Here is a 23,535-nt window from a genome sequence, read left to right as displayed (position 1 = left end):
ATTACATCCCTCAATCTGCCGCCTCACACTCCTGTCAATTATTTAGAAAGACTAGACATTTTTGTTATCTTCTTTGATATGAATAAGGGGACAGCTAGTCCTTGCTCTACACTTTACAACATCCTCTCCTACATACATCAGATGTCTTAATCCCTTAACTACAGAATCATATTCTGATTTTGAAATAGCTTCATAAGTAAATTCCGAAAGAATTTCTACACATTTGTAATTAATTCATTAAGCTTTCTAATTAATTATTTTTCCTTAGTTGCATTCTCAACGCAATCACATACTGCCACAAAGTTCGAATTATTCTACATATAATAATCAACGCCGGAAAAGCCACTTTATTACCTACTAGAGCTTGGTACGCCTCTTTTGTATTCCTTCCATATCCTTTTATTCCTGCACTAGAGGTTCCACCATAGAACATCTTCATGAGAACTTCCGGAATATACCCAAGTTTTAGAGTACCATCTCTCAATATTCTTATCATAAATTCATAATCAGAAGAACTGTGATATTCCGTTTTATATAAGCCATATCTATCGTATATCTCTCGCCTTATATATAGCGTTGGATGAGCCGGCATCCAGCCAAGATGAATGCTGCCATTTGGCATATGCCAATATCTTTTCAGAGTATCACCATCAGCATATACAAGGTCTGAATGAACAGCATCATAATCTCCCTCATTCAAAGTCCGTATATATTTAGAAACGGCATCTGTACATGTAAACTCATCATTAAAAACAGCTATCACATCTCCCGACGCCATACGGATACCCTTGTTCATTCCATCGTAAATGCCATCATCTTTTTCACTGATCCAGACAATAGTAAAATTCTTATAGGCATCGCCACTATTTTCAATTAATGAAGCATATTTTTTTATTATTTCAACTGTTCCATCGGTTGAACCACCGTCAACAATCACCAGCTCGATTGACGGATAATCCTGAGTAAGCACACTCTCTATAGATTTTGTAAAATTTTCATGACTATTATACGTTGTCATGATCAGCGAAACTTTTGGTATATTCATATAGTACTATCTTTTGTCCTCATTCGTGCGATCACCATACTTATTATTCATTTCCAATAACATCCATTTTCAACATCAGTTGAATTATGTGGTGTCTCATTTTCTTTTGGATAAATCCATTTTTCATTAATTGGAATTTTCTTATCAAGAGGGCTATTAACCCATCTACTGCCCTTAATTCCAAATAAACACTGAGTGACTCCTCCAATATGTATAGTCTTCTTACCTGCCTTCTTAAGCATGGCAGCAAGTGGCATACCATAAGCCCCACATCCAATTATTGCCACATCAAAGTCCCTTTTCAACGCTTCATCATACATGTATTCAAGAGCATCAAACCAGGTATTAAACCTGTCGTCTTTATTATCTCCCAATGTTTGAACAGCTTTTAGTACATCAAGTTCACACTCAGGTAATAATTCATTTTCAGGGAAAATAACTTTTCTTTTCTGATACTGCTCTTTAATAGAATCTTCAAATGGATGTATTACAAGTACTTTCTTCCCCTTAAGTGCCCATGTCCATGGAGTATCACTATACCAGGGTTCAAGCCATCTAAGCGCTGTTATTTCAACATCTGGCATAGCAGTTCTAATGTAATAGTCTTCCATACGTCTGTTCCACACACCTAGAACATCTACTTCTTTAGCGCTAGAATATAATACTTTTGCAAACTTTTCATGTAAAGATTCATCTTTTGGGAAGAAACCCGCCTGGATGGATAAGTTATCCCACCACTTTTTATCGAAGTCCTTATATTCTTCTGATAATCCACATATTGTTTTTCGCATATATGAATCTAGGTTATTTATTTCTGTATTACCAAACCTCGATACCATAAACGGCTTTTCACCATTTATCAGTTCCGCGATCTTCTTATTGGCATATTCGGGGCCATGAAGAATCTTTCCTCCATAGACAAATGTACGAAGTTCGTGTCCAAACACCGGAATAATAATATGTCTTCTGATTATATCAGTTATTCTGTTATTCCTAAGTTCAAACCTTTTTTCATAAAATAGCCACTTAAGTTTATCTCTATTCATCCCTTGAATAATAACCCTCAACGTGATCTTTATGTTGTTATATTCTTATATAACTCAACAATCTTATCCGTCTGATCTTTTACACCATACTTTAAGGCATTCAAAACTACGGTATCAGCAGTAATCTCATCTGCCTGCATTCTGCAATCTATCTCATTTATAGCATCCATGTACAGATTAGCTGGTACTGGAATATCAGTCTCTTTGTGAAGTACCACGCCGCACTTCTCATTGACTAGTTCACATACCGCGCTTGTATCCAGAACTATAACAGGAGTACCACAAGCCATAGATTCAACAGTAACCATTGAAAATGTCTCTTCTACAGAAGGATTAACAAAAATATGTGCTTCTGTATATAATGCTGCAAGTTCCCTTTGATTGTCTGTCCTATCTATCCCTATGATATTATCTGGAAGATCTTTCCTCTGTCTAGCACTTACTCCGACTAAAACAATAACATATACCTCTGGTAGAATTTTTGCAAGTTTTATAAAGTCATCCATGCCTTTTCTCTTATTCCAATATAATGCAACTCCCAGCAGAATCTTTTTATTATCTGGAATATTAAATTTTTTTCTTATATCCACTTGCTGTACAGGATGAAAAATCTCAAAATCTATTCCATTTGAGACTACTTTAACAGGATAGTCTTTCAAAAAAGATCTTTTCACCTGTACTTCCAGCCATTTTGAAGGAACGATTAGTGTCAGATTATTAAGTCCTGTAAATGAATTCCTCTTAGCTTTGTAATTATACTTAGATTCATCAAGCATCAGGCTTATAGGGTACTCTCCCTTTTCAGGGCAGCTATAGCATCCATCTATCCATCTGTTGCATCCAGCTCCTGTATAATATGCGCAGTGACCTGTATATGCCCAGCAATCATGAAGTGTCCAAACAATCTGTCCCTGATAGTAATTTTTAAGATAATCAAACAGTAATCTGTAATTCAGATAGTACCCATGAATATTATGAAGGTGTATGATATCAGGCTTCTCATATTTTAAAACTCTTATTATCTTCTTAGTAACATAATATGATCCAAGTCCATGCAGATCCGTTACTGATGTCAGGATTACATGCGCCCAGAATGAAAAGCCATTACCAACTTTAAGGCACGGAATATCCTTATACCCTTTTCTGCGGCCATAAATTGACAATGTTTCAAAGCCAGCTTCAATAGCTGCCTTCTGGATATTACCCATAATATGTCCAACACTTGTATTACACACAGTATTTATCTGTATTAGCTTCATATCACAGGCCATTCTTTCTATAAAGCATTATCCAATAGTCATTAGTAGAATATAACTCTTCTTCAAATTCTAAAGCATATTTCTTCGCCGAATTCTTATCTACAATAATTACAGATTCATCTTCTATTTCTTTATTATCACATTCAGAAATGTACTCTTCATATGTATAGATACTATAATCATCTCTTATATAGCCCCAAAGGCTATTCTCAGGCTCATGTCCTGAGCATACATATATAACTGTATCGTGTTCATTGCTATTAAGCCACCTGGCAATCTCAATAAACTGTTTTTCGTTTAGATTGCCATTACATATTACGTTACTATAATATGGCAGTTGAACGAAATTTATTATATCAAACACTATAAAGTATATCGCATATAATGATATGACCATTTTAAAGTTGAATCTGTAATCCTCTGCATTAGTCTTTCTGCAAAGATACAGCATAGCCACCGATAAGAGCAATAAGATCGCAGCAAATGCTATTCCCGAATATCTCCATACATGGTTAACAGCATTGGTTAATGTTGTAAATAATAGACCATCTACAATTCCGCTTGCTATATCCGTTCCGGCTACAAGGTAATAAATCAGTAATACTATAGATGAAAATAGAATAATTCTTACAATTATAACCAGTCCGATTTTTGAACTGAAATTATTTACCGGAAGATCAAGTCCTTCTATCATCAATATAAACAAAGGTGCAAAAACAGGAAAAACATATCTGTATAAATACTTCGCCGGATATAGGAAATCTCTATGCTCTGTATATACGACAAGTACTATTATCTCTACAATGCTTGCAATAAGAAAGCAAATCAATAATAGGCAAAACTCTTTGTCGCTTTCCTTATACTCTCTAATCTTTCTGACAGGAACAGCAATAGCAAATACCCCCATAGAGATGAAGGTGCACGCTGCATAAAAAAGCACTCCCACTACCAGGCACCTGACTGTAACAAATGTAATGGGAAAAAGGTTAGTAACCTGTGACGAATAATGATTAGACCCTGATCCGCCATTTATTAAATTAATCAGACCTGATTCTGCCAGATACATCACCGCACAGATCATCGTATTGATCAGGATTTTTAAATAGTCCTTTTTACTTAATAAACTCTTTATAAGCAAGTACCCTGCATATAATAGTGGAAATATAAATCCAACCGTTTTGGTAAAAAAGGCTAACATATAAAGAACAGGGGTAAATACTGTATAAAGAGACACACCTTCTGTCCTTATATCCATATACATAAGATAAAAAGCCCATAATAGCAGGGGATAGTATAATATCTCCTGCATTATATATCCCGTCATAGCCATCTCCGGTACTATCGAAATCAGGAGAGTAGCCATTATGGCCTTATTTCTATCAGTGATAACTTTATCTGCCAACTTATACGCTGGAAATATAGCGCTACCCATTATCACCACATTTATTATTCTTACGTAGAATAATATATATTCAGGATCATAAAAGTAATACGCTACAGAAATAACACACGAGTACAATACCGCCTTGTAATTAAGTATATCGCCATATTGCATGAATCCGTGACCGTAGTGGAAGGACTTAGCCATTGCCAAATACAGTTCCTCATCTACATGAGAATGAACGGGTATCGTGAATCTTGAGACGTAGAAAATTCCAATAACAATTTCGATAAGGTATAAAATTACAATATAAGCTTTGGTCTTTTTCTCCATCTCCTTTTACTGCTCCAATTCTTCGATTCCTCGGTTAAGCATTACAACTATCCTGTTTCCAACTTTTCGAACGCAGCTATTATTCGGAAACATCTCCATATCACTAATCTGGCTTTCCTCCAGATCAGATAAGTCGCAGTCTTCATAAAAGCTGTCAAGAGACGTATATTGTTTTACATCAACTGGAACCCCCATAATATTTCTGATAAAAAGAGGAACATTAAAGTCATTAAGTCCATTTACTCTTGAATCAGAAACATTCCAAAGATCATCTAAAATTGGAATCGATGTAAGTCCTGTAGAATCTATATAGCTATCTCCTTCAGACGGACAATAGATCACGCATACCTGCTCTTCTCCAGTGAATCCTTCAGTACATTCAATTCTGTCAACAACCCTGATGCATAAAGCATACGTAGATTGCATATAGCTGCTCGCTCTAATTGCAACAGTATTAGCAAGCACTATTCCAAAATAAATATAAGCTACAAGCAGGCATGAAATGACTATCTCCAGACTCTTGATAAACTTTACGTTAGAATCATCTGATCTATAAGTCTTATACAAAAGCTCACATACCACTACAACAGTAAGATAGGGCATAGAATACCCAAAATACATAAGTTCATGGATCTGTGTTGTAAATAGCCCAAGAAATCCCATCGCAACCGGCATCAATAATATGATCACTACGGCAAGTGCTACATTTTTGGCACTATCCCGAATCACTAATACCTTACGCTTCAAAAGAACGATTATGGCAACTGCAAATAATATAAAAATAATAACCGTCAAAAGATGCGGAGTGAAAGATCTGTAAATGTAGTAGTACAAGCAGGCACCATAAACATCAGCGATACGCTTAAATGATAAAAATGAAATAATGCTTCCCAGTGACGATATATTATTCTCTCCACCGTACGCCTGTAACTGTTGTCCAGAAACTGCTAGTAAAATTCTAAGAATCAAATAGAAAATCGCAACTGCTATAACAGGGATTCCTATAAAAGCAGTACACGTTCTTGAAACCTCTTTAAATGTCTTACCATAAAAGATGTCCATCAGGATTTTCAAAAACAAAACTGTAAATGTTGTCGTCAAAAAAGCCCCATAATAGCCTGCAGAAACTGCTATACATATGATAGCAAGCATTATCTGCTTAATTGACAGCTTATTTGAAGATACCAGCAAATAAGCTCCTAAAACAGAAAAAAGCAAAGCAAGATAAAATGCCAAAGAATAACCATAAGTATTCACCATTATTATCGTAGGTGAAACCTGACAAATAGCAGCTGTAGCGATTATTCCGGCTAACGTTTCAACATCAAATGTCAATATGAGTATATAAACCGTCACTGACATAAGGAGCGTTCCAATAACTCCGTCAAGCCACGGTATAGATTGTAACATCGTTAATAATGGAGTTGACCATCCGAGCCATTTTGCTCCGCCAAAGCTCGGATACACTTTGTTTAAAGAAATCGCCACATTATCCCAGCCATACGCTGCATTTGTGAATTTGAATGTATATGCAATTATCGCAACTACTATAGTAGCTATAAATGATAATCGCAATTTCCTGTTGTCTAATATGTTACTAATATAATCCGTCATGTGCTATCTCCATCCAAAAACATAATCATATAATCAACTCATTGGTAATCGATCATTCTTTAATTTCAGCTGTGCTATACACCAAAGTCCCCCTGGAATCGTAGCTGTTTATTTTATCTTCAGCAACAATATCATAATTCCTGTTAAGATCATCAATTGTCTCATCCAGGTCATAATAGACCGATAGCAAGAATACATTATATCCATCAGACAGGTATTCATCTATTAATGAGACTTTATCTGTATCAAAACCACCATCAATGCCATATAACAGCTCAACCTTGATATTATTATCTGTCAGGTATACAAAAGAAGGAAGTACTCCGGGATTAACCAGAAAATAAACATCTTTCTCTTTTAAAGATCTGCCATACGCCTCTTCAAATAATAAATTAAGTTCCTCAGAATAGGCCCCAACTCCTCGTGTCATATTAAGTTCATGATAGAACGAATATGTATCTATCAGGTTCATTATCACAAAGACCGAAGATAAAATGCCGACAGCAAAATATCTCACATCTTTAAGTTCCCTTGCCAAATAACATACACTGATAACAATATAAGGAAACATCAGAAACAAAAGCGGAACCATATGTTGTTCCTGCATTCCGGAAATCAGTGGAATGGAACAGATATAAAATGAAAGGTAAAAACTCATCATCCATAGTATAAATTCTCTGTCTTTATTCCTCTCTCTTTTAATGATCATCATTATTACAAGTACGATCGTAATAACAAGAAAAATCCAAAAGTATAACCTTCCAAATACTGACGTACATACACCATTAATCTGCAATTCAGCTGCCTGTCCACTGACTAGCGAATAAAAAAGAAAGAAAAAGTGCGTAATAAAAGCTGTTTTTGAACCAGTTTTCCTGGATTCTACACCGCCAAGGCTAAAGCTACTGATCTTACTTATCAATATTTGTGAACATACAACAGCTATACCTATAGCAGCAACAAAAACCAATCCCAGCAAAATCACATAAATCTTCCAGATTAAATAAGGGATAGCCTTCTTTCTCAGAAAAAAACATGCCGGAACTGCTAAAGCAGCGAAAAATAAAGTGCAAAACATCATAAGTACTATGAAGGCAAGTCTGGTATTTCCAAGAGCATTAGTAATAAGTGAGTCTGCAAATCCGCAAAAATATAAACTACAGCCACACAAAAATCCCCAAATTGAAGATATAATCATATACACGAGATGATGCCCATTATGTTTTATCGCCAAAAACACAATTACAGGCACAAAAAATAAAAAGCAAAAATAATCGTAAAAAGAAACTCCAAGAAATAATCCCATCAAATAAAACAATTTAGCAAGCGCCAGATGGTTATCGTTCTTTGATGTTATTATCTTTTCTAAGAATAAAATAGCGAGCAAAAAGAAACATACTCCAGGCAACATAATGTCATACTGCGTTCTTGTTAATGTCAAAATAGAAATACTCGTTCCACATAATACCAGTCCGCAAATGCCAATCCAATATTTTCCTACTGCCCGATATATTATTAAAAATATAAGATCAACACATATAATAACATATAATAAATAAACTATTCTAATGGTAAATACTGTTCCGCGAAAAAATAGCAAAACCGCGATCTGCGCAAACATGCTCAGTGTTCCATAATATATATTACCAATGAGTGGGATTCCCACATGTGACATCATCATTCCTGTCTGATTATCAATCTGTGGATTAACAATTGTACTTGCAATAAAATCTGTGATTGCAGAATCAAAATATACACCAGGAAGATTAATATATATCGAACCCAAGAGTATGATCAACGCATCTATTATAAATATCAGAACTAATCTGCTTTTTTTACAATTCATTCTATATCTCCCATAATCCCTTAAAATTACTGCTCTCTAATTTTCCACAGTTTTTAATTTTTAATATTTTTTCGAATCGAAAGCTTACGTATTACGATAGCCAAAGTAACCTTAATCATATAATATACGGATTTACGCATGTTAATAGAGCTCTCTCCATTTTCTCTTTCACGCATAACTACCGGTAACTCCTTAATCCTTCCACCATTAAGCGCTGCCATAACAATGGCTTCCGGTTCCGGGTAGTCATCAGGATATTCTTTGGCATAATATTCTATAAAGCGGCGATTGACAGCCCTGAATCCACTTGTTGCATCTGTAACTACAGCTCTGGAAGTTACTTTTATAAGCCAGTCCAGGAATCTGATTCCTGTTCTTCTAAGCTTAGATGACTGAAATCCGTTCTTTTCAAGAAACCTTGAACCTATCACTATATCACATTTATCGCTTTCAAGAATGTCTATCATTTCCTTAATATAGGATACGTCATGCTGGCCATCACCATCTACCTGTATGGCAACATCATATTCATTTTCAGATGCATAGCGGTATCCCGACTGGACAGCACCGCCTATTCCAAGGTTTACCGGAGCTGATATATAAGATGCGCCTATAGAATCCAAAATGTCTCTCGTATCATCTGTAGAGCAGTCATTAACTACTATATAGTCTGCAAATGGGCATTTGATTTTTATATTATCTATTACAGCTTTTATATTGCCGCTTTCATTATATGCGGGAACGATTATAAGACTTTTCATACATATATCTCTTAGGTCTTCAACATAAATATTGGTTTTTGTGCCATGAACTATTATAATAGAAAAGCAGATAAAATGACAGTTATTATTAATATTGGAGCAAGAACTATCCCTATGGCTAATATTGGAATAATTATAAACTCGCTAAGAACCTGTGGCGGAGAAGAGCGTGTTGTATCCTTAATGGCAAACGAGTGGGTCAAGGATCATAACGTAACAATTTATTCTTTTGAAACAAGGAATCCTAAACCCGAAGAACAGAACGACTATCCTATATCTCCAAAGATCAGGATAGAGCGTGTTTATATGCCAAATGATGGATTCTGTGCCAGATATCTTAAGGTATTATATTTTTATACAGGCTTTATTAATACATCACTGTGTCGCAAATTCCTCAAAAAACTGTATTACCCTAAATCATTTATCAAGGAATGGATAGATAGAATAAATGCTTCTGATCTTGATATTGTAATCGCCATATCTGGGAATAATACGATGTTACTCGGCCAAATCAAGGATCACATATCCTGCAAAACCATTGGTTGGGAACATAGCTCTTTCGAGGGTTATTTTGACAGAAAAACAGGTGCTTTCAAAAACAGAATTGAGACATATGTTGAAAATGCGACCAAGTTAGATAAGATCGTTCTACTAAATCAGGACATTGAACGCAAGTTCAAAGCTATAGGGCTTAACAATACTACGATCATTCCTAACCCCAAAAGCTTCTCGATGTCACAGAAAGCTTCAATGAGTAACCATTCTATAGTTACCTGCGGCCGAATAGAAGCAGAAAAAGGATATTTTGATCTGGTTAAGGCATTTGCAAACTTCCATAAAGATTACCCTGAATGGAGTCTTACGATCGTTGGCGGCGGTAGCCTTAAACCCAAATTAGATAATTTGATCGATTCTCTTAGACTTTCAAAGAGTATCACTGTTACCGGATACGTTAAAGATGTCCAAAAGTATTTACTCAATGCATCTATTTATGTCATGACATCCAGATGGGAAGGTTTTCCTATGTCTGTAACTGAGGCTTTGGAAGCCGGGCTCCCGGTTGTAGCCTTTGATATACCTGCAATGGAGCCTTTAGTATCTGACAATATCGAAGGCTTAATAGTGCCTTCTTTTGATAACGTCAAATTCGCAGATGCGCTTAAGAAACTTGCTTCTAATGAGGAAAAACGAGTTCGAATGTCTTGTAGTGCTATCCAAAAGGCTTTAAGCCTTGACCCTCAGAATGTCGCTTTGATATGGGATTCAGTATTTAAGGAGTTAACAGGCCATTGAATGACAAAATGCCAAAAATCAGTATTATCATACCAATTTATAATACTCCCCAAAGCAGCCTTGTGAAGTGTCTTGATTCAATCAAAAATCAGCCATATTCAAACTATGAGCTAATTCTTATCGATGATGGCAGTAGGTCTGATCTTTCTCAGATTTATTCCAATCTTTCACAAAAGTATAGCGCTACATATCTATATCAGCCCAATAAAGGTGTTTCATCTGCGAGGAATCATGGTATCAACGAAGCATCCGGAGATTATATAGCATTCATAGACTCTGATGATACAATTATGCCTGACTTTCTACCTGACGCTGCAGAATATGCAGCTAGCGGTGATTATGATATAGTAATCGGCTCTATTCAGGATGTATCTAAAGAATATAGCCAAGCCTTTGTTGATTCTGCAGTTTCCCTGGATGGCAGTAACATATATGAACTTGAAAATGCCCTTCTTGGCGGAATCGGCCCTTACTATAAATTTAATCCAAGAAGCTATTTTCTTCTTGGAAGTTCATGCGGAAGAATATATAAGACATCCGTTATCAAAGGCTCTTATTATCAAGATGGATTAAAATACTCAGAGGATCAACTTTTTAACAGAATCGTATTCAAAAAAGTAACCAGCGCTATTATTGTACCCGATATTTGGTACAACTATTTACAAAACGATTTTTCTGCAATGCATGGTAATTATGAAAACTACCGTGCTCAAATATGTGTCTTTTGGAAACTATGGAATGATATAACAATAACAGAATCAAATTTGAACATTGCAAATTCAGCCAATATCTTATCTCTAAGATGGTTTAACGGATTTACTACAGAGTGGATAATCCCACTTAATGGATCATTGCATCGCAAGATCACAGAAATGAAAAAAATTTCAGAGGAAGAAATCTTCATTTATGCGATTAACAACCTTCCTTTTAAGATGGCTAACAGTTTGAAAGATCGCATTACCTATTTGATGTTAAAATTCCACTGGTTTGTAGGGATTTACTTTATCAATTCATTAAACCACTTTTTAATGACTACAAAAAACAAATCTTAAGCAGAAAGGAATTCCTGTTATATGCTCAAGCATCTTGTAAAAAATCTTTTCGCCAAAATATATGGAGAAAGTTACGATATCTATCTGCTCAGAAAAAGTGGTGTGCAGATAGGTAAAAACTTTTACTATGACTCCAGTTATATCGATGGCAGTTTCAGATACCTGGTTGAGATTGGTGATAATGTTACATTTACGCACGCATCCATACTTTCTCACGATGCCAGCACTAAAATTCCTCTAGGCAAAACGAAAATTGCTAAAGTCAAAATAGGTAATAACGTATTTATTGGTTACGGTGTTATAATCCTTCCAGGTGTTACAATTGGAACTAATGTAGTAATAGGTGCCGGAAGTGTAGTTAACAGGGATATCCCGGACAATAGTGTTGCAGCAGGTAATCCATGTAAAGTCATCGGTTCCTACGAAGATTTTGTCAATAAGAATGCAAAAAAGATGGAATCACAACCAGTGTTTAATCTTACAAATGATCCGGAGAAGCAAAAAAATATAGCCGATAAACTCGGAAGTTCTTTCGGTTTTATCGACTAATGTTTCTTGAAATCTTCAGAGTAGCAAAGAAATGTCTTTTTCTTGTTTGTTACTCTGATTTTTATTTATTCTTTTTCACTAAAACTGCAACAAAATATGATACGTTTAATATGCTCGTAATTATCACTACAGAAATAGTTGCCATAGCAGCACCATTAATCTCAAAAAGGACTACAAGTACATAATCTGCTGCTATGTTCAAAATACCTGAAAGTACTGCAACAAAAGTATTAAAATATAACTTCCTCTGTGTAACAAGTAAGCTTCCTGTAAGAACACTGAATGTTCCAGAGAAGAAATAGCTTGCAGACAGTATTCGGAATGGTACTAGTGCATCCATATACTGTTCTCCAAAAATTGTTCTTATCAACCACGGCGCTAGGATTATTAGTGATGCCGATATTACAAAGTTCAAAGATCCTACAGCTAATAAAGTCAATCTATACTTTCTGATACACCACTTTCTATCTTCTCTATGTGCTGCAAAATATGGATAAATATACGTAACTATTGCAACTGGAATAAATGATAATGCTGTAGGAATCTGAGTTGCTACTTTATATGTCGCTACCTGAATCTCATCTGTCATTACAATTCCGATAACAAATACATCTATAAGGTATAGCAGCTGCGATAACCCGTTATTAAGCATGCTTATTCCGGATATCTTGATCAGATCCTTAAACACTGCTTTCTCTAGCCCTTTTTCTCTCAATTTAATAAATGGAACCCTAAATATACTTATACCTATCACAACACTTGAAATATAGGCAATATACCTTCCGATAACCATACCTTCAGCCGCCCAAAACAAAGCTCCTACTATCGTAAGAGCAGCTACAAGTGCTGTATTTATAAGTGATGTTCTGGAATACTTTACATTTTCCATAGATGATCTGAGATATATTTGCTGCATAGTATACCAATAAATAAATTCTGGTAATATTACCATCATAACAAGAAGCCTGCCTGATTCCATAATCGGAAGAGGGATAAACACCCCCATAATAAGCATCACAAATGAAAGAATCAAATTAAAGATACTTCCAAATCTAAGTGCAGCACTAAAGATTCTTTTAAACTTCTGCTTATCATTCAATGATTCGCTTAACAGCTGCAGTGCCCCTGCATCTGTTCCAAAACCGGACGCAAGCAAAACTATGGAAAAAATATTCCAAGCATAAGCAAATACTCCATAATCCGCCTTAGACACCACACGAACAAGGATTATGGAGCTGATAAATGCTATAACATTATTGAATACTGATGCACCAAATATATGGAACAGCCCTGTATTAAAGAGCTTATGTATTTTTTCTTTCAATACCACTTTCCTAATATACCCTCCTACCTACTTTCAGATGCGCCCTGTTCAAGATCTCTTATTCTCTTTTCAAGCAGCGCATTTTGTTGGATCAGAGTCTTAATACGTTGTTTCTGTTTGGATACTATTGATGTTATAGCCATAAGTATCATTGTCAGAAAAGCCATACCCAGCATAATAACACCATACATATATGTACGGATACCAAGAAGAGACATAACCACTTCAAAAAGTTGTGGAAAGGCATCTATTATCAGTATTATAATCCCAGATGCAAACCACAATAGAGTATACTTAAGATCCAGTGAATTTTTTTGAATCAATTTAATGATTATTCCAAAAAATATAATAACTCCTATTAAGATTACTATTCTTGATGTAATTGTGAAGTACATATGTTCCCCCTTATCTTACGAAGACCCGGCATCTTCCGGATAATTGTTCATCCTGAACATAGCTTAATCCGTTATAATTATAGTCTTTATCGTACATATTTCCCATATCAGAATAAGTAATTACTATTATACAGTCCGGTTGATACTCATCATCTGAATACTTTGATGATGAATTTGGCACATCTATATAATATACAGTGTCTGAATACTCTTCAAGAAGTCGTAATACTGGGTACACGTACGTATTAGAATCCATTTTTATACCTATGCTATGATATTCCTGAGCATTCTCTTCAAGATATCTGCTTAATGGTTCATAAACCGATCCATACTCTCCACCATTTACTTCATAATAAGCCTCTGCTCTATCATCTCCGGAATACTTATGTTCTAAATGGACTATTATCATATTAAACAACTGTGCACATATAAGAAGTCCTGAAGCGCCATATATCAATCCCTCAAACAACCTGTTCTTATACTTCCCAAGCTTTTGAATTTGCAAACAGATTGCTGGTGCTAGAAGTCCAAATGACGCTATCATATATCTGCATACAAATACTTCGGATTTTACAAATGCACAGGTTATTATAAAAGCGAGAAAAGCAGCCGAGCTGTATCCGAATGATATCGGACAACTTAATTCTTTCTTATCACTTCTCACAATCTTTCTAACACTGTAGATGATGCATCTTATAACAGTAATAAGCAATATTCCAAGGAATAATATAGTTATTACTGAATTGGTTGCCGTATCGTATTCGTAGTTCTCAACCTTACCTAGCAGATTATCCTGATAATTCCCACCTTCACTGATCAAACTTGAATCAATATCAATATGCAATATATACCCAAGGTAATAAACCAGATGTTGCCATATATTATTGAATGATGGCCATAATACACCAGGAAGAAAAAATCCTATATTCTTAAAGAAATTGATAAACTGATATCTTAAATCTATAGTTAGTACCAGCTGCCCAGGCCCTTGCCACGGATCTGTCATAGCTCCATAGGTCACAATATTTCTTATAGCTTCAGGCAAGATAATTACTACCATTATAACTGTAACAAGAGCAATCCAGGTGAAAATAAGTCGTATATTATCCTTACGCTTTAAGCACATGTAAAGCAACCATACAAATAATGCAGCTACGCAAAACAAGCCGCTTGGCTTTGTGAGAATACTAAGCGCAAGTGACATTGCAAGTACCAACAGTCTGCCAATTCCTTTTTTATCCAAACATAATCCATCATCGCTATAAGCTATTTCCAACACCACTCTTGAAAAAGCAAGAATCCATAATGCTGCAAATTCATCTGTCTGTGTGGACAAGCTTTCTGCAAAAACTATCGGAGACGCTGCAAACAGCAGTACTGCATATATTCTTCCAAAATTATCAACACCAATCCTTCTGGCAATACTATATACAAATATTATATTCAGTATGTAAGAAAAAGACTGTGTTAAATTTAATACCGCATCATTACTCTGTACATATAGCAGATACAGGTGCAAATCAATGAATTCCGTAAATCCGGGAGTTCCGAGCATTCTTGTATCCATGGTAGCAAAGTGGGTGACGCTTTCATTCTGTGCCCAAAACCAGATCCTACTCAAATGATATGATAAAGAATCCCAGTTATATGGAACTATCCTTACTGCTAAGCTGAAAATGAACAGTGCATATAGTCCAAGTACGACGGCACCCATCAGTTCACTTTTTGAAGCTTTACATAATCCGCCTATGACACTCATGGTAAGTCGTATATGCTTTCGAATCAGAATCCAGGTTACTAAAGCAGCCATAAAGCAATCATATAAAATCCATGTTCCTATGCAAAAGGATCTATTCATAACATTAAACATGGATAAGACTTCTGTCACTAAATATACCCAGATTCCAATGAGCGTAATCCCATACGCTATTGCCACACTGCCTTTTCTATCCTCTAACAATATATATGCACATATAATACTAAGAAAAAGTCCTGCAATAATAAGCATCCTCGGATCCCCAATACTTTTATAGCTCTACTTGTGTAAATGTTATCATATCATCATTATAATTGATCTTATATAAGCTACCATTATCTACATTTGTAAGGCCCATCTGCGGAGCAAAATCTGCAACAAATGTATCATTCACATTATATAGATACAGATAATCGAACCCTTTAATATAAGCATTTATAAGAGACTGGCTATCCAGCACTTCTCCTGAATATTGCTGATCTTCTGACGATCTCACAGACTTCCAGTCTGTTGTGTTTGGAAGCAGATAATAGTTAAGTCTCCCATAGTAATATCCATCATCTTCCTGGGATATTATGTATATTGAGGCCTGTCCGCCAACTACCTGTTCTATCTGCTCAGCCTGATATCTTATAGATCTTAATAGGTCATCTTCCTGTGCGGGTGCAAACTTTACATCCGGTTGAGCTTTGATCTGAAACACCAGAAGTACTATCGCAGCAAAGACTACTGCTTCACTAATAGCAATACGCTTCCAGTAATCAGATCCGCCTTTTACCAAATTAAAGACTGAATACATCAATATTCCCAAAAGTACAATGAAAGCTGCAACAATATATGTGCATAGATATCTTGATATTGACGCAAGGCCATATACTTCACCAACAGTGAATCCGCCTGCTATATATAAAGCAAGCATAACTAATGCAAATAGAAAGAAACCAAATCCGCAGATAGTTAATACACTCATAGCACTAACTACAGTCCTACGCTCAGCACCACTCTTAGCTAATATCTTTACAGCTGCGAATCCACCAATTACAAATACTCCAAACCAACCTATGTATGGAATTCCAATCCACGTAACAGGTTCTGCAATTACATAATGGGTCATAGCTCCTACAACCCAGGTCTGATGTTCTTGAACGTTCCTTCCAAGTATAAAATTGATCAGATTTACAGATAATGAGTTTGTAGCAAACTGTACATGCGCAAGATTCAAAGATGATGTGTATATGTGATATATCTCATATACAATAATCGGAATTACATATATTACGCCAAGACTGATAGCCTTTTTCTTTATCGGTAACTCTGCAGAGTACACAAATAATGTAACTCCAGCTATAAAGCTAAGGATAAAAAAGGTAAGTCCCATCTGCTTACTCATGAGAAGAAAAGAAATATATACCGCCAATGACGCTGTAGATGTTTTACTAAAGTCATATTTCCAGAACATCCACATAATCACAGCGCCTTCTATTCCCAATAATGCATCAGTATATACGCAATTAAATATATCTGGCATTATCGATATAAAAATACTGAGAAATACAATTAGTGCAATTATCAATGCAATGTTATTATCTAGTATTCTTCGTGTTTTTATCGTTGATGCTTTTAACTCTTCAGAGGACTTAAATTCAAATATAGTGCATAATTCTTCAATTATTGGTAGGAGCAGAGAAAATGACAGTAAATGAAGTGCTCTGTATACATATGCTTCATAATATCCACCAACTAATCTACATATCAGTAATTCAAATAGCGAAACAACCGGAGGATAATCATGATGTGCAAATTGTGCTTCCGATAAGCAGTATAGCTTATCGCTATCCCACATCACTTTAACCATAGGCCCCCAATGACTGTATTCATCCCATACAGAATACATAGCTCCGCTATCAAATACTGCTATTACCAAAATAAATATGATCGTTGCAAATAAGGCTGGAGTGACTACTATGCTCCTTACTTCTTTCCATTCTTTATTTTTTAATATCCTATAGCAGGCAAGTATCGGAAAGACAAAAGCCCAGAGTGCTATTATTATATAAGACGGTGAGATTCTTCCAAACAAAAGAGCTACAAGTTCCATTATTAATGCCATTGACATAAATGTGAGCGGAAGCGAATAGCCAAATTTTTTTTGGGTAACTAAAGATGTTGTTCCCCCACATAATATGCACATACACAACATCTTAATAACTCCCATAATAGTAACCTCTCTCTCTTTCTTAGTCGAATGTAGCATATAATTCGTCGGCAGAATCATATTCATATATCAAAAAGCCAGTACTGTCATAAACAAGATGATCGGCTAGTGCATATGGCGGATTCAGGGCATTTTCTTCTGTGTCCAGAAGAACGTATATCTGTCCCTCAGGCATGTTCATTGAATGCCTTTTGTCCTGTGAAAATTCAAGAATCTGAAGGCCATCTTCCTCCTGCTCTTCCACATAATTCATAACCCATACTTCCAGCTGGCCATTACTAAGTTCTACTTGCGTAGCCCCATTAAACAGAGATGCATATCCTTTAGTATAACCATTTTCAAGCAGGAAGCTTACTGCCTCTCTCAGGTTTTTAGTGTTTTGTGATTTATAAAAAACCATATTAGGTTTAATGCAATATAGCCCTACTATCATGATAAGAACTACACTACATATAGATTTTATCCTTTGCTTTCTTAAGGAAACGATATAATCTTCATCCTCTCTACAAGCAACAATTTTAGTCACAAATATGCCAATTGCCATAAAAGACAGCATAAGCCCCGGGATTGCATATCTTGGATCGCTCCAATCTGTAAGTGATATAGATACAACACCTATAAGCAGTGATAATCCAGAATATGATACCAGAAGAAATTCGCTATCGTTATATTTGCTCATATTAACAAGAAAATAGATGAATGAAATGCAAAGGATCAGGAACATTATAAGTGCTAATCCGGACTGCATCCCTACCATCGAAAAAGCCTCTCCCGGTCTATATCCAAGAACGCCACACAGCTCTCCAAATCTGCTAAGAATATGTGACAAGTCAAAATCAGAAAGCCATGTTCCTGATATATTCTGGAAAGTATAGTAATTTGAAAGAACTTTAACATTGAAGATGTAGCCTATAAATGAAATGATCAGCATCAGCAAAGCCAAAACAACTCTCTTTATGCTTCTACCTACAATAGAAATTCTTTCTCCTCGCATATATTGTCTGATAAGCAAAAACATATACGCAAGAAATACCGGGGCAGAACAGATCATGAGATGTCTGATACCAGCCATGCCACCAGTAACAGAAAGAATCAGCAATATCAAAAACAGGCAAGTATCTTTGGACTTCAATCTGAGCTTATCTCTTTCAGAGATATCCTCTATCAGTGCTGGAACAAAGAATGCTATTGCAACAGGTATCGTGTAACAGCAGCCTATGGTTATAATCCAGTTATATTCACCTCCAAATGGACAGAGGCATAATACTGCGGTTACAGCACCCGCATCTTTAATCTCGGCTTTACGAGCAAGATAATAAATGCTTCCAACCAGTGTAAGATGCATAGCAACAACTGAACACATTCTGACTATTCTCCAGTGTGTTGGGAATAACAGCAGAAAAACTCTATAATACAACTGCATATTAAGAACACGAAGTTCTGTTGTATAAAACCAGTTTTTGGCTAAAACCAATTCCTTGTCCCTGTTTAAAATACTGGCAAGTACCATCTCACCCGAAAGATCAGAATCCAACAGATTTTTACCATCTGCGAATATATATAATGCCAGATAAAAAATCTCAAGCAGAGCAATTATCCATAATATATTTATTTTTTTGATCTTACTATTTATTATTTTCATCTTCATCTCAGCTAATAAGCGCTCCCGAGTATTTAAATAATGTTATAACGATATTTACGATCAATAATCCAAATAAATAATTCTTTTTTTGATGCTCTTCTAATTTAAATTTCTTTATGGACAGCATCAACGGAAGTATTAAGAATAGAGGAAGAAAATACCTTCCCTGGACTCCATCTACTATTCCTATCATTCCATTCTCCGATGGAATTACAGAATATAAAAACAGGAAAGATGTAAATATCACAATGGACATTACAGTAAACGTCATCCATGCCACAACTCTGTCTCTCTTACTAACTTCATTAAAACCATGAGCACCAATTAATATACGAACAACGATTATTGCAAGTATTATGACAAGCGTATGAGGAACAAAGTTAGTATAATTTTCTCCACTTAAACTTCTCAGAAAATAAAACTCACTTTTCTCAATTATAGTCTTAAAAAATACCAGTATTATAGTAAACGGATGTCTTATCACATAGGCCAGCGTATATGTGGTATCGCTTGTACCAGCAAATCGTCCATCAGCTCCACTACCAAGTAAATATAATATCTCGCTTCCTCTTAACTTAGCCAATATCAATATCATTATTAACAGCGCCACTCCACCTATTAGCGCTATCCGTTTTTTGTTTTTAATCTGAATGTGTGATAATGGAATCACAAAAACAAACAAAGCCATAACTATGTAAATATATTTAATTGGCGCAAATACAATCATGATAGCCATGATTATTATCAAATCTTTTATAGTGACCTTTTGCTTATCACGACATCTTATGCAGTAACATATAAAAAGATTAGCCATCGCCAGATTCAAGCTATCATATGAAAAAGATGTTTCCATCCAAACAACAGCCGGAACAAAAGAAAAAGTCAAGATGGTTGTCTTAATTCCAGGACAGATTTTTATGCACAATAGAGTTATTAAGGAAAACAGCAATAAATTGATCATTCTCCCAATCACTACAAAAACCTGATAAGGTGCTCCTATCAACTTAAGTAGCGCAATTGCAATTCCTGAAATTGAATATGGATACAACGGCATCTGTTCACTCTTCCAAATACCTGTTAATCCAAGCGGGTTATCATCATACTTAATCCCATTCCAAAAGTCATAAATATAGCTTCCATCGCCAAAACACTTAAGCGACATTTCTCTTTGTGAAGGTGTTCCATCTCCCCCAAAAAAGTAATAATCTTATTAGATACAACCAGAGCATTATTATAATGCGTTGGTTCATCCGGTACACTCAAAGGAACCATAACCATTGTATAAAGCATGCCCAATACAAGCATTATGATTACATATGTCATCCCTTGGGATAATATATACTTACCACGGCAAATGGCATTATATCCTATTACTCCTGCCATGCATGCCAAAACAGCCACAATAAATGTATAAAAAATATACCATCTACTATGACTTATCAAAAATGGATCAATAATAAAGCTTGCCTGATACAGGGCATAGGCAAACGATATCCCAAAACATACTACTAATCCGGCTATTATAAATATTATATTTCTAACTATTCTATTCTTAATCATAACCTCATCAAATGATGCATCCATATTGTTATTGCTAATACGGAGCAACTTGTCAAAATGTAGTAATTACATTTGCTGTCACCATCAGCATTTGGTTTTCTAGTTGCCACAATTATTCCGTATATGATCAAAAGCAAAAACAAGTATACAGGAATAATAAAATATTCATTATAGAATACATAATTGATCACAGATGAATAAACAAGATCATCAAATCTGCCAATAACTGATAATACAGCTGATGAGCCCTTATCAATCATCAGACTATGATCCATATTAATTGCAGTAGCTAAAACACCGAATGCAATTGCACCTACAGCACTAATACACTTTGTATTTACTTTTTCATTGTTTTTTGTCCAATTTGTTATTACGGATATCAGAAGCATGCAAAGAGCTAATACTATTCCCTTGCGAGAATATGAATAAAAATTGGACATAGTTGATGGCAGCAATAATACTATAGAAAATAATGTTCTAATGCTATCGTCCTTAACCATTTTTAAAGCTACAAAAGCTATCAATGCAGCAATAAAAGCATTGATGATCCAGCCAGAAAGCAATATAAGACGATAAGATACTCTCATCATTCTTGCTACACTTACAATGATAACTGCAGGTACTTGAAGTATATAAAATGTATTTTGGTGATTTTCAAAGAGATTACTGGTCTTATTATCTGAAACTCTATTACCATATTTTGTATCCATCCAGAATCTATATACTGGAACTGAATATGATACAAATCCCATGTTTCTGATTCCAAATTCTTTGATGTATGTATTATTTTCAGAATCTGACGTTTCAAACCCAAGCAATTCATTAGACTGTTTATAACAATCAGCAAAAAACGCTTTTTCATTCAAATCACAGGATAATGTAACGGGCATAAAGAAAAGGCTGATCAACATCAACAAAGTCCAGATCATTGCAAAGACTTTATAAGAAAGATTTACATTCCATATAAGATACACCAAAGAAAGTGTTACTACCAATACCAGCAACGCACTTAAACGGTTTGAAGATTTTTTTTCTCCATACAACAAAAAAGATAATTCTTCCGAGATTATAGTACCTTCAGCGTCTGTTGCAGTATATTCAAAACAATAATTCTGGCCTACTCCCAATGCTATAGGTAAACCTTCAAAAAAGGTACTCTCTGTACTAGTAAATCCATTTATATGTATAGACTGATCATATGCATGTAATTCATATAAAAGATTTGCACGAGCTTCATCATAAATTCTGATCTCAATATTTATATGTTTAATATCTGTTTCATCAGTTTTGTTATTCTCTGCACATATAACTATATAATCAATCTGATCAAAATCCGGTATAAAAACACTCTCAAGATTTCCAGCCTCAATTAGTAATTCATTGTAGCCTGTATGCAGATTCTTAAATTCTGTACGCCAAATAAATCCCATGATCACAATCAGAGATATCGTTAATATAATTCTTATATAATGAGTTTTTAATGCACGCTTCATGCTACTTTTCATTATCGCTATTGTCTTCTTTATCATCAAAGTTTATTTTTCGATCAACAACAACTCTTGGTTTCTTCATGGTACGTACATTAACGCTAAGCATATACTCTCCTAAGATTCCAATAAAGAAAAGCTGAGCTGAACCGATCAGATATACGCCAATCATGATAGATGCTGTTCCCTCAGGGAACATTTCAGGTGATACTATTTTCATTATAAAAACATAAATAGAATATATAACACTAAACACTCCCAGACCAGCCCCCAAGAATGTCGCTATTCTTAGAAGTTTTTTAGTGGATGATGTTATTCCCTCCATCGCAAAATCATAATTACGATAGAAATTGAAATTGGATTTACCTCTTACTGATCTCTGATGAGTGTAATATACGACACCATAATCAGAAGCATATTCAGATACAACAGTCTTTAAATAAGGCTGAACATCATCAATGTCCCTCATAATATCTATAAACTTTTTATCATACAAGCCATATCCATTAAATTCTTCAATCTGCGGTTTATCCGAGAGTTTTCTAATTAGCCCGTAATATCTCTTTCTCATAAATGTCATTATTGCATTTTCCTTACTTGCAATTTTCTGACCTATTACGACTTTTTTACCCTCTTCCCACTTTTTTACAAATTCCGGCAGAAGCTGAGGCGGATCCTGCATATCTCCAAACACAAGAAAAGCGGCATCTCCTGTCATTTCCTGAAGTGCTGAGAACACATTTCGTGAAAAGCCAAAATTTGCCATATTAAATACCGCTTTAACATGCTTGTCTTCACTACAGATCCTTGCAATGATCTCTCTGGTTCTGTCTTTAGAAAAATCATCTGCAAGTATCAATTCATAATCGTATGCTTTAAGTTCCTTTTTAAACATTTCTGATATTACAGTATAGAGTCGTTCTATACTGTTTTCCTCATTATAACAAGGAACCACTACACTAATTTTTTTCATCTGT

The 23,535-nt window shown here is 35.2% G+C and carries 19 protein-coding genes; 3 read left to right on the top strand and 16 right to left on the bottom strand.

Going from position 1 to position 23,535, the window contains the following annotated elements; all coding sequences use genetic code 11:
* Positions 1 to 250 precede the first annotated feature (250 nt).
* The 7 genes from I7804_RS05350 to I7804_RS05320 are packed head-to-tail and all read right to left on the bottom strand — an operon-like array spanning position 251 to position 9,285.
* Positions 251 to 1,045, bottom strand: coding sequence for a glycosyltransferase family 2 protein (locus I7804_RS05350; protein ID WP_248405326.1), 795 nt, complete (start codon positions 1,043 to 1,045; stop codon positions 251 to 253).
* 47 nt (positions 1,046 to 1,092) lie between these two features.
* The gene (locus tag I7804_RS05345) at positions 1,093 to 2,091 is read right to left on the bottom strand and encodes a hypothetical protein (RefSeq protein WP_248405324.1); all 999 of its coding nucleotides are present in this window, start codon (positions 2,089 to 2,091) and stop codon (positions 1,093 to 1,095) included.
* 29 nt (positions 2,092 to 2,120) lie between these two features.
* The gene (locus tag I7804_RS05340) at positions 2,121 to 3,350 is read right to left on the bottom strand and encodes a glycosyltransferase (RefSeq protein WP_248405323.1); all 1,230 of its coding nucleotides are present in this window, start codon (positions 3,348 to 3,350) and stop codon (positions 2,121 to 2,123) included.
* Between the two features lies 1 nt (position 3,351).
* A complete protein-coding gene (locus I7804_RS05335) occupies positions 3,352 to 5,064 on the bottom strand; it encodes a glycosyltransferase family 39 protein (protein ID WP_248405322.1) in 1,713 nt (570 codons plus the stop codon).
* 6 nt (positions 5,065 to 5,070) lie between these two features.
* Complete coding sequence (locus tag I7804_RS05330; protein WP_248405321.1) at positions 5,071 to 6,678, bottom strand: glucosyltransferase domain-containing protein; 1,608 nt, start codon at positions 6,676 to 6,678, stop codon at positions 5,071 to 5,073.
* A 52-nt stretch (positions 6,679 to 6,730) separates the two neighbouring features.
* Positions 6,731 to 8,524, bottom strand: coding sequence for a hypothetical protein (locus tag I7804_RS05325; RefSeq protein WP_248405320.1), 1,794 nt, complete (start codon positions 8,522 to 8,524; stop codon positions 6,731 to 6,733).
* A 53-nt stretch (positions 8,525 to 8,577) separates the two neighbouring features.
* Complete coding sequence (locus tag I7804_RS05320) at positions 8,578 to 9,285, bottom strand: glycosyltransferase family 2 protein (RefSeq protein ID WP_248405319.1); 708 nt, start codon at positions 9,283 to 9,285, stop codon at positions 8,578 to 8,580.
* A 75-nt stretch (positions 9,286 to 9,360) separates the two neighbouring features.
* Here I7804_RS05320 and I7804_RS05315 point away from each other — a divergent pair, with 75 nt between their 5' ends.
* The 3 genes from I7804_RS05315 to I7804_RS18925 are packed head-to-tail and all read left to right on the top strand — an operon-like array spanning position 9,361 to position 12,179.
* A complete protein-coding gene (locus I7804_RS05315) occupies positions 9,361 to 10,578 on the top strand; it encodes a glycosyltransferase (protein ID WP_248405318.1) in 1,218 nt (405 codons plus the stop codon).
* Positions 10,579 to 10,586: 8 nt separating this feature from the next.
* Entirely contained in the window at positions 10,587 to 11,630 is a 1,044-nt protein-coding gene (locus I7804_RS05310; protein WP_248405317.1) for a glycosyltransferase family 2 protein, read from the top strand.
* Positions 11,631 to 11,651: 21 nt separating this feature from the next.
* A complete protein-coding gene (locus tag I7804_RS18925) occupies positions 11,652 to 12,179 on the top strand; it encodes a DapH/DapD/GlmU-related protein (RefSeq protein WP_282570485.1) in 528 nt (175 codons plus the stop codon).
* A gap of 61 nt (positions 12,180 to 12,240) precedes the next feature.
* Here I7804_RS18925 and I7804_RS05300 read toward each other — a convergent pair whose 3' ends face one another.
* From I7804_RS05300 to I7804_RS05260, 9 genes are all read right to left on the bottom strand, one after another.
* The gene (locus I7804_RS05300; RefSeq protein ID WP_248405316.1) at positions 12,241 to 13,509 is read right to left on the bottom strand and encodes an oligosaccharide flippase family protein; all 1,269 of its coding nucleotides are present in this window, start codon (positions 13,507 to 13,509) and stop codon (positions 12,241 to 12,243) included.
* Between the two features lie 17 nt (positions 13,510 to 13,526).
* Positions 13,527 to 13,898, bottom strand: coding sequence for a DUF2304 domain-containing protein (locus I7804_RS05295; protein WP_248405315.1), 372 nt, complete (start codon positions 13,896 to 13,898; stop codon positions 13,527 to 13,529).
* Between the two features lie 10 nt (positions 13,899 to 13,908).
* Entirely contained in the window at positions 13,909 to 15,708 is a 1,800-nt protein-coding gene (locus tag I7804_RS05290; RefSeq protein WP_248405314.1) for an ArnT family glycosyltransferase, read from the bottom strand.
* Positions 15,709 to 15,925: 217 nt separating this feature from the next.
* On the bottom strand, positions 15,926 to 17,869 hold the full coding sequence (locus tag I7804_RS05285; RefSeq protein WP_248405313.1) for a hypothetical protein: 1,944 nt from the start codon (positions 17,867 to 17,869) through the stop codon (positions 15,926 to 15,928).
* Between the two features lie 22 nt (positions 17,870 to 17,891).
* A complete protein-coding gene (locus tag I7804_RS05280; RefSeq protein ID WP_248405311.1) occupies positions 17,892 to 19,511 on the bottom strand; it encodes a hypothetical protein in 1,620 nt (539 codons plus the stop codon).
* Positions 19,512 to 19,518: 7 nt separating this feature from the next.
* Positions 19,519 to 20,673 carry a DUF2142 domain-containing protein gene (locus I7804_RS05275; RefSeq protein ID WP_248405310.1) on the bottom strand — a complete coding sequence of 385 codons (1,155 nt, stop codon included), beginning with the start codon at positions 20,671 to 20,673 and terminating at the stop codon, positions 19,519 to 19,521.
* A complete protein-coding gene (locus tag I7804_RS05270) occupies positions 20,589 to 21,095 on the bottom strand; it encodes a hypothetical protein (RefSeq protein ID WP_248405308.1) in 507 nt (168 codons plus the stop codon). The genes I7804_RS05275 and I7804_RS05270 overlap by 85 nt, the downstream gene beginning before the upstream one ends.
* Positions 21,068 to 22,600: a hypothetical protein gene (locus tag I7804_RS05265; RefSeq protein WP_248405307.1), complete on the bottom strand. Its 1,533-nt coding sequence runs from the start codon at positions 22,598 to 22,600 to the stop codon at positions 21,068 to 21,070. The genes I7804_RS05270 and I7804_RS05265 overlap by 28 nt, the downstream gene beginning before the upstream one ends.
* Positions 22,566 to 23,531 (bottom strand): glycosyltransferase, encoded by a 966-nt coding sequence (locus I7804_RS05260; RefSeq protein ID WP_248405305.1) that lies wholly within the window; start codon positions 23,529 to 23,531, stop codon positions 22,566 to 22,568. Before I7804_RS05260 ends, I7804_RS05265 begins: the two co-directional genes overlap by 35 nt.
* Between the last annotated feature and the right edge of the window lie 4 nt (positions 23,532 to 23,535).

This window comes from Butyrivibrio fibrisolvens (assembly GCF_023206215.1).
GTDB lineage: Bacteria > Bacillota > Clostridia > Lachnospirales > Lachnospiraceae > Butyrivibrio > Butyrivibrio fibrisolvens_C.
This window is presented reverse-complemented; position numbering and strand designations above follow the sequence as displayed.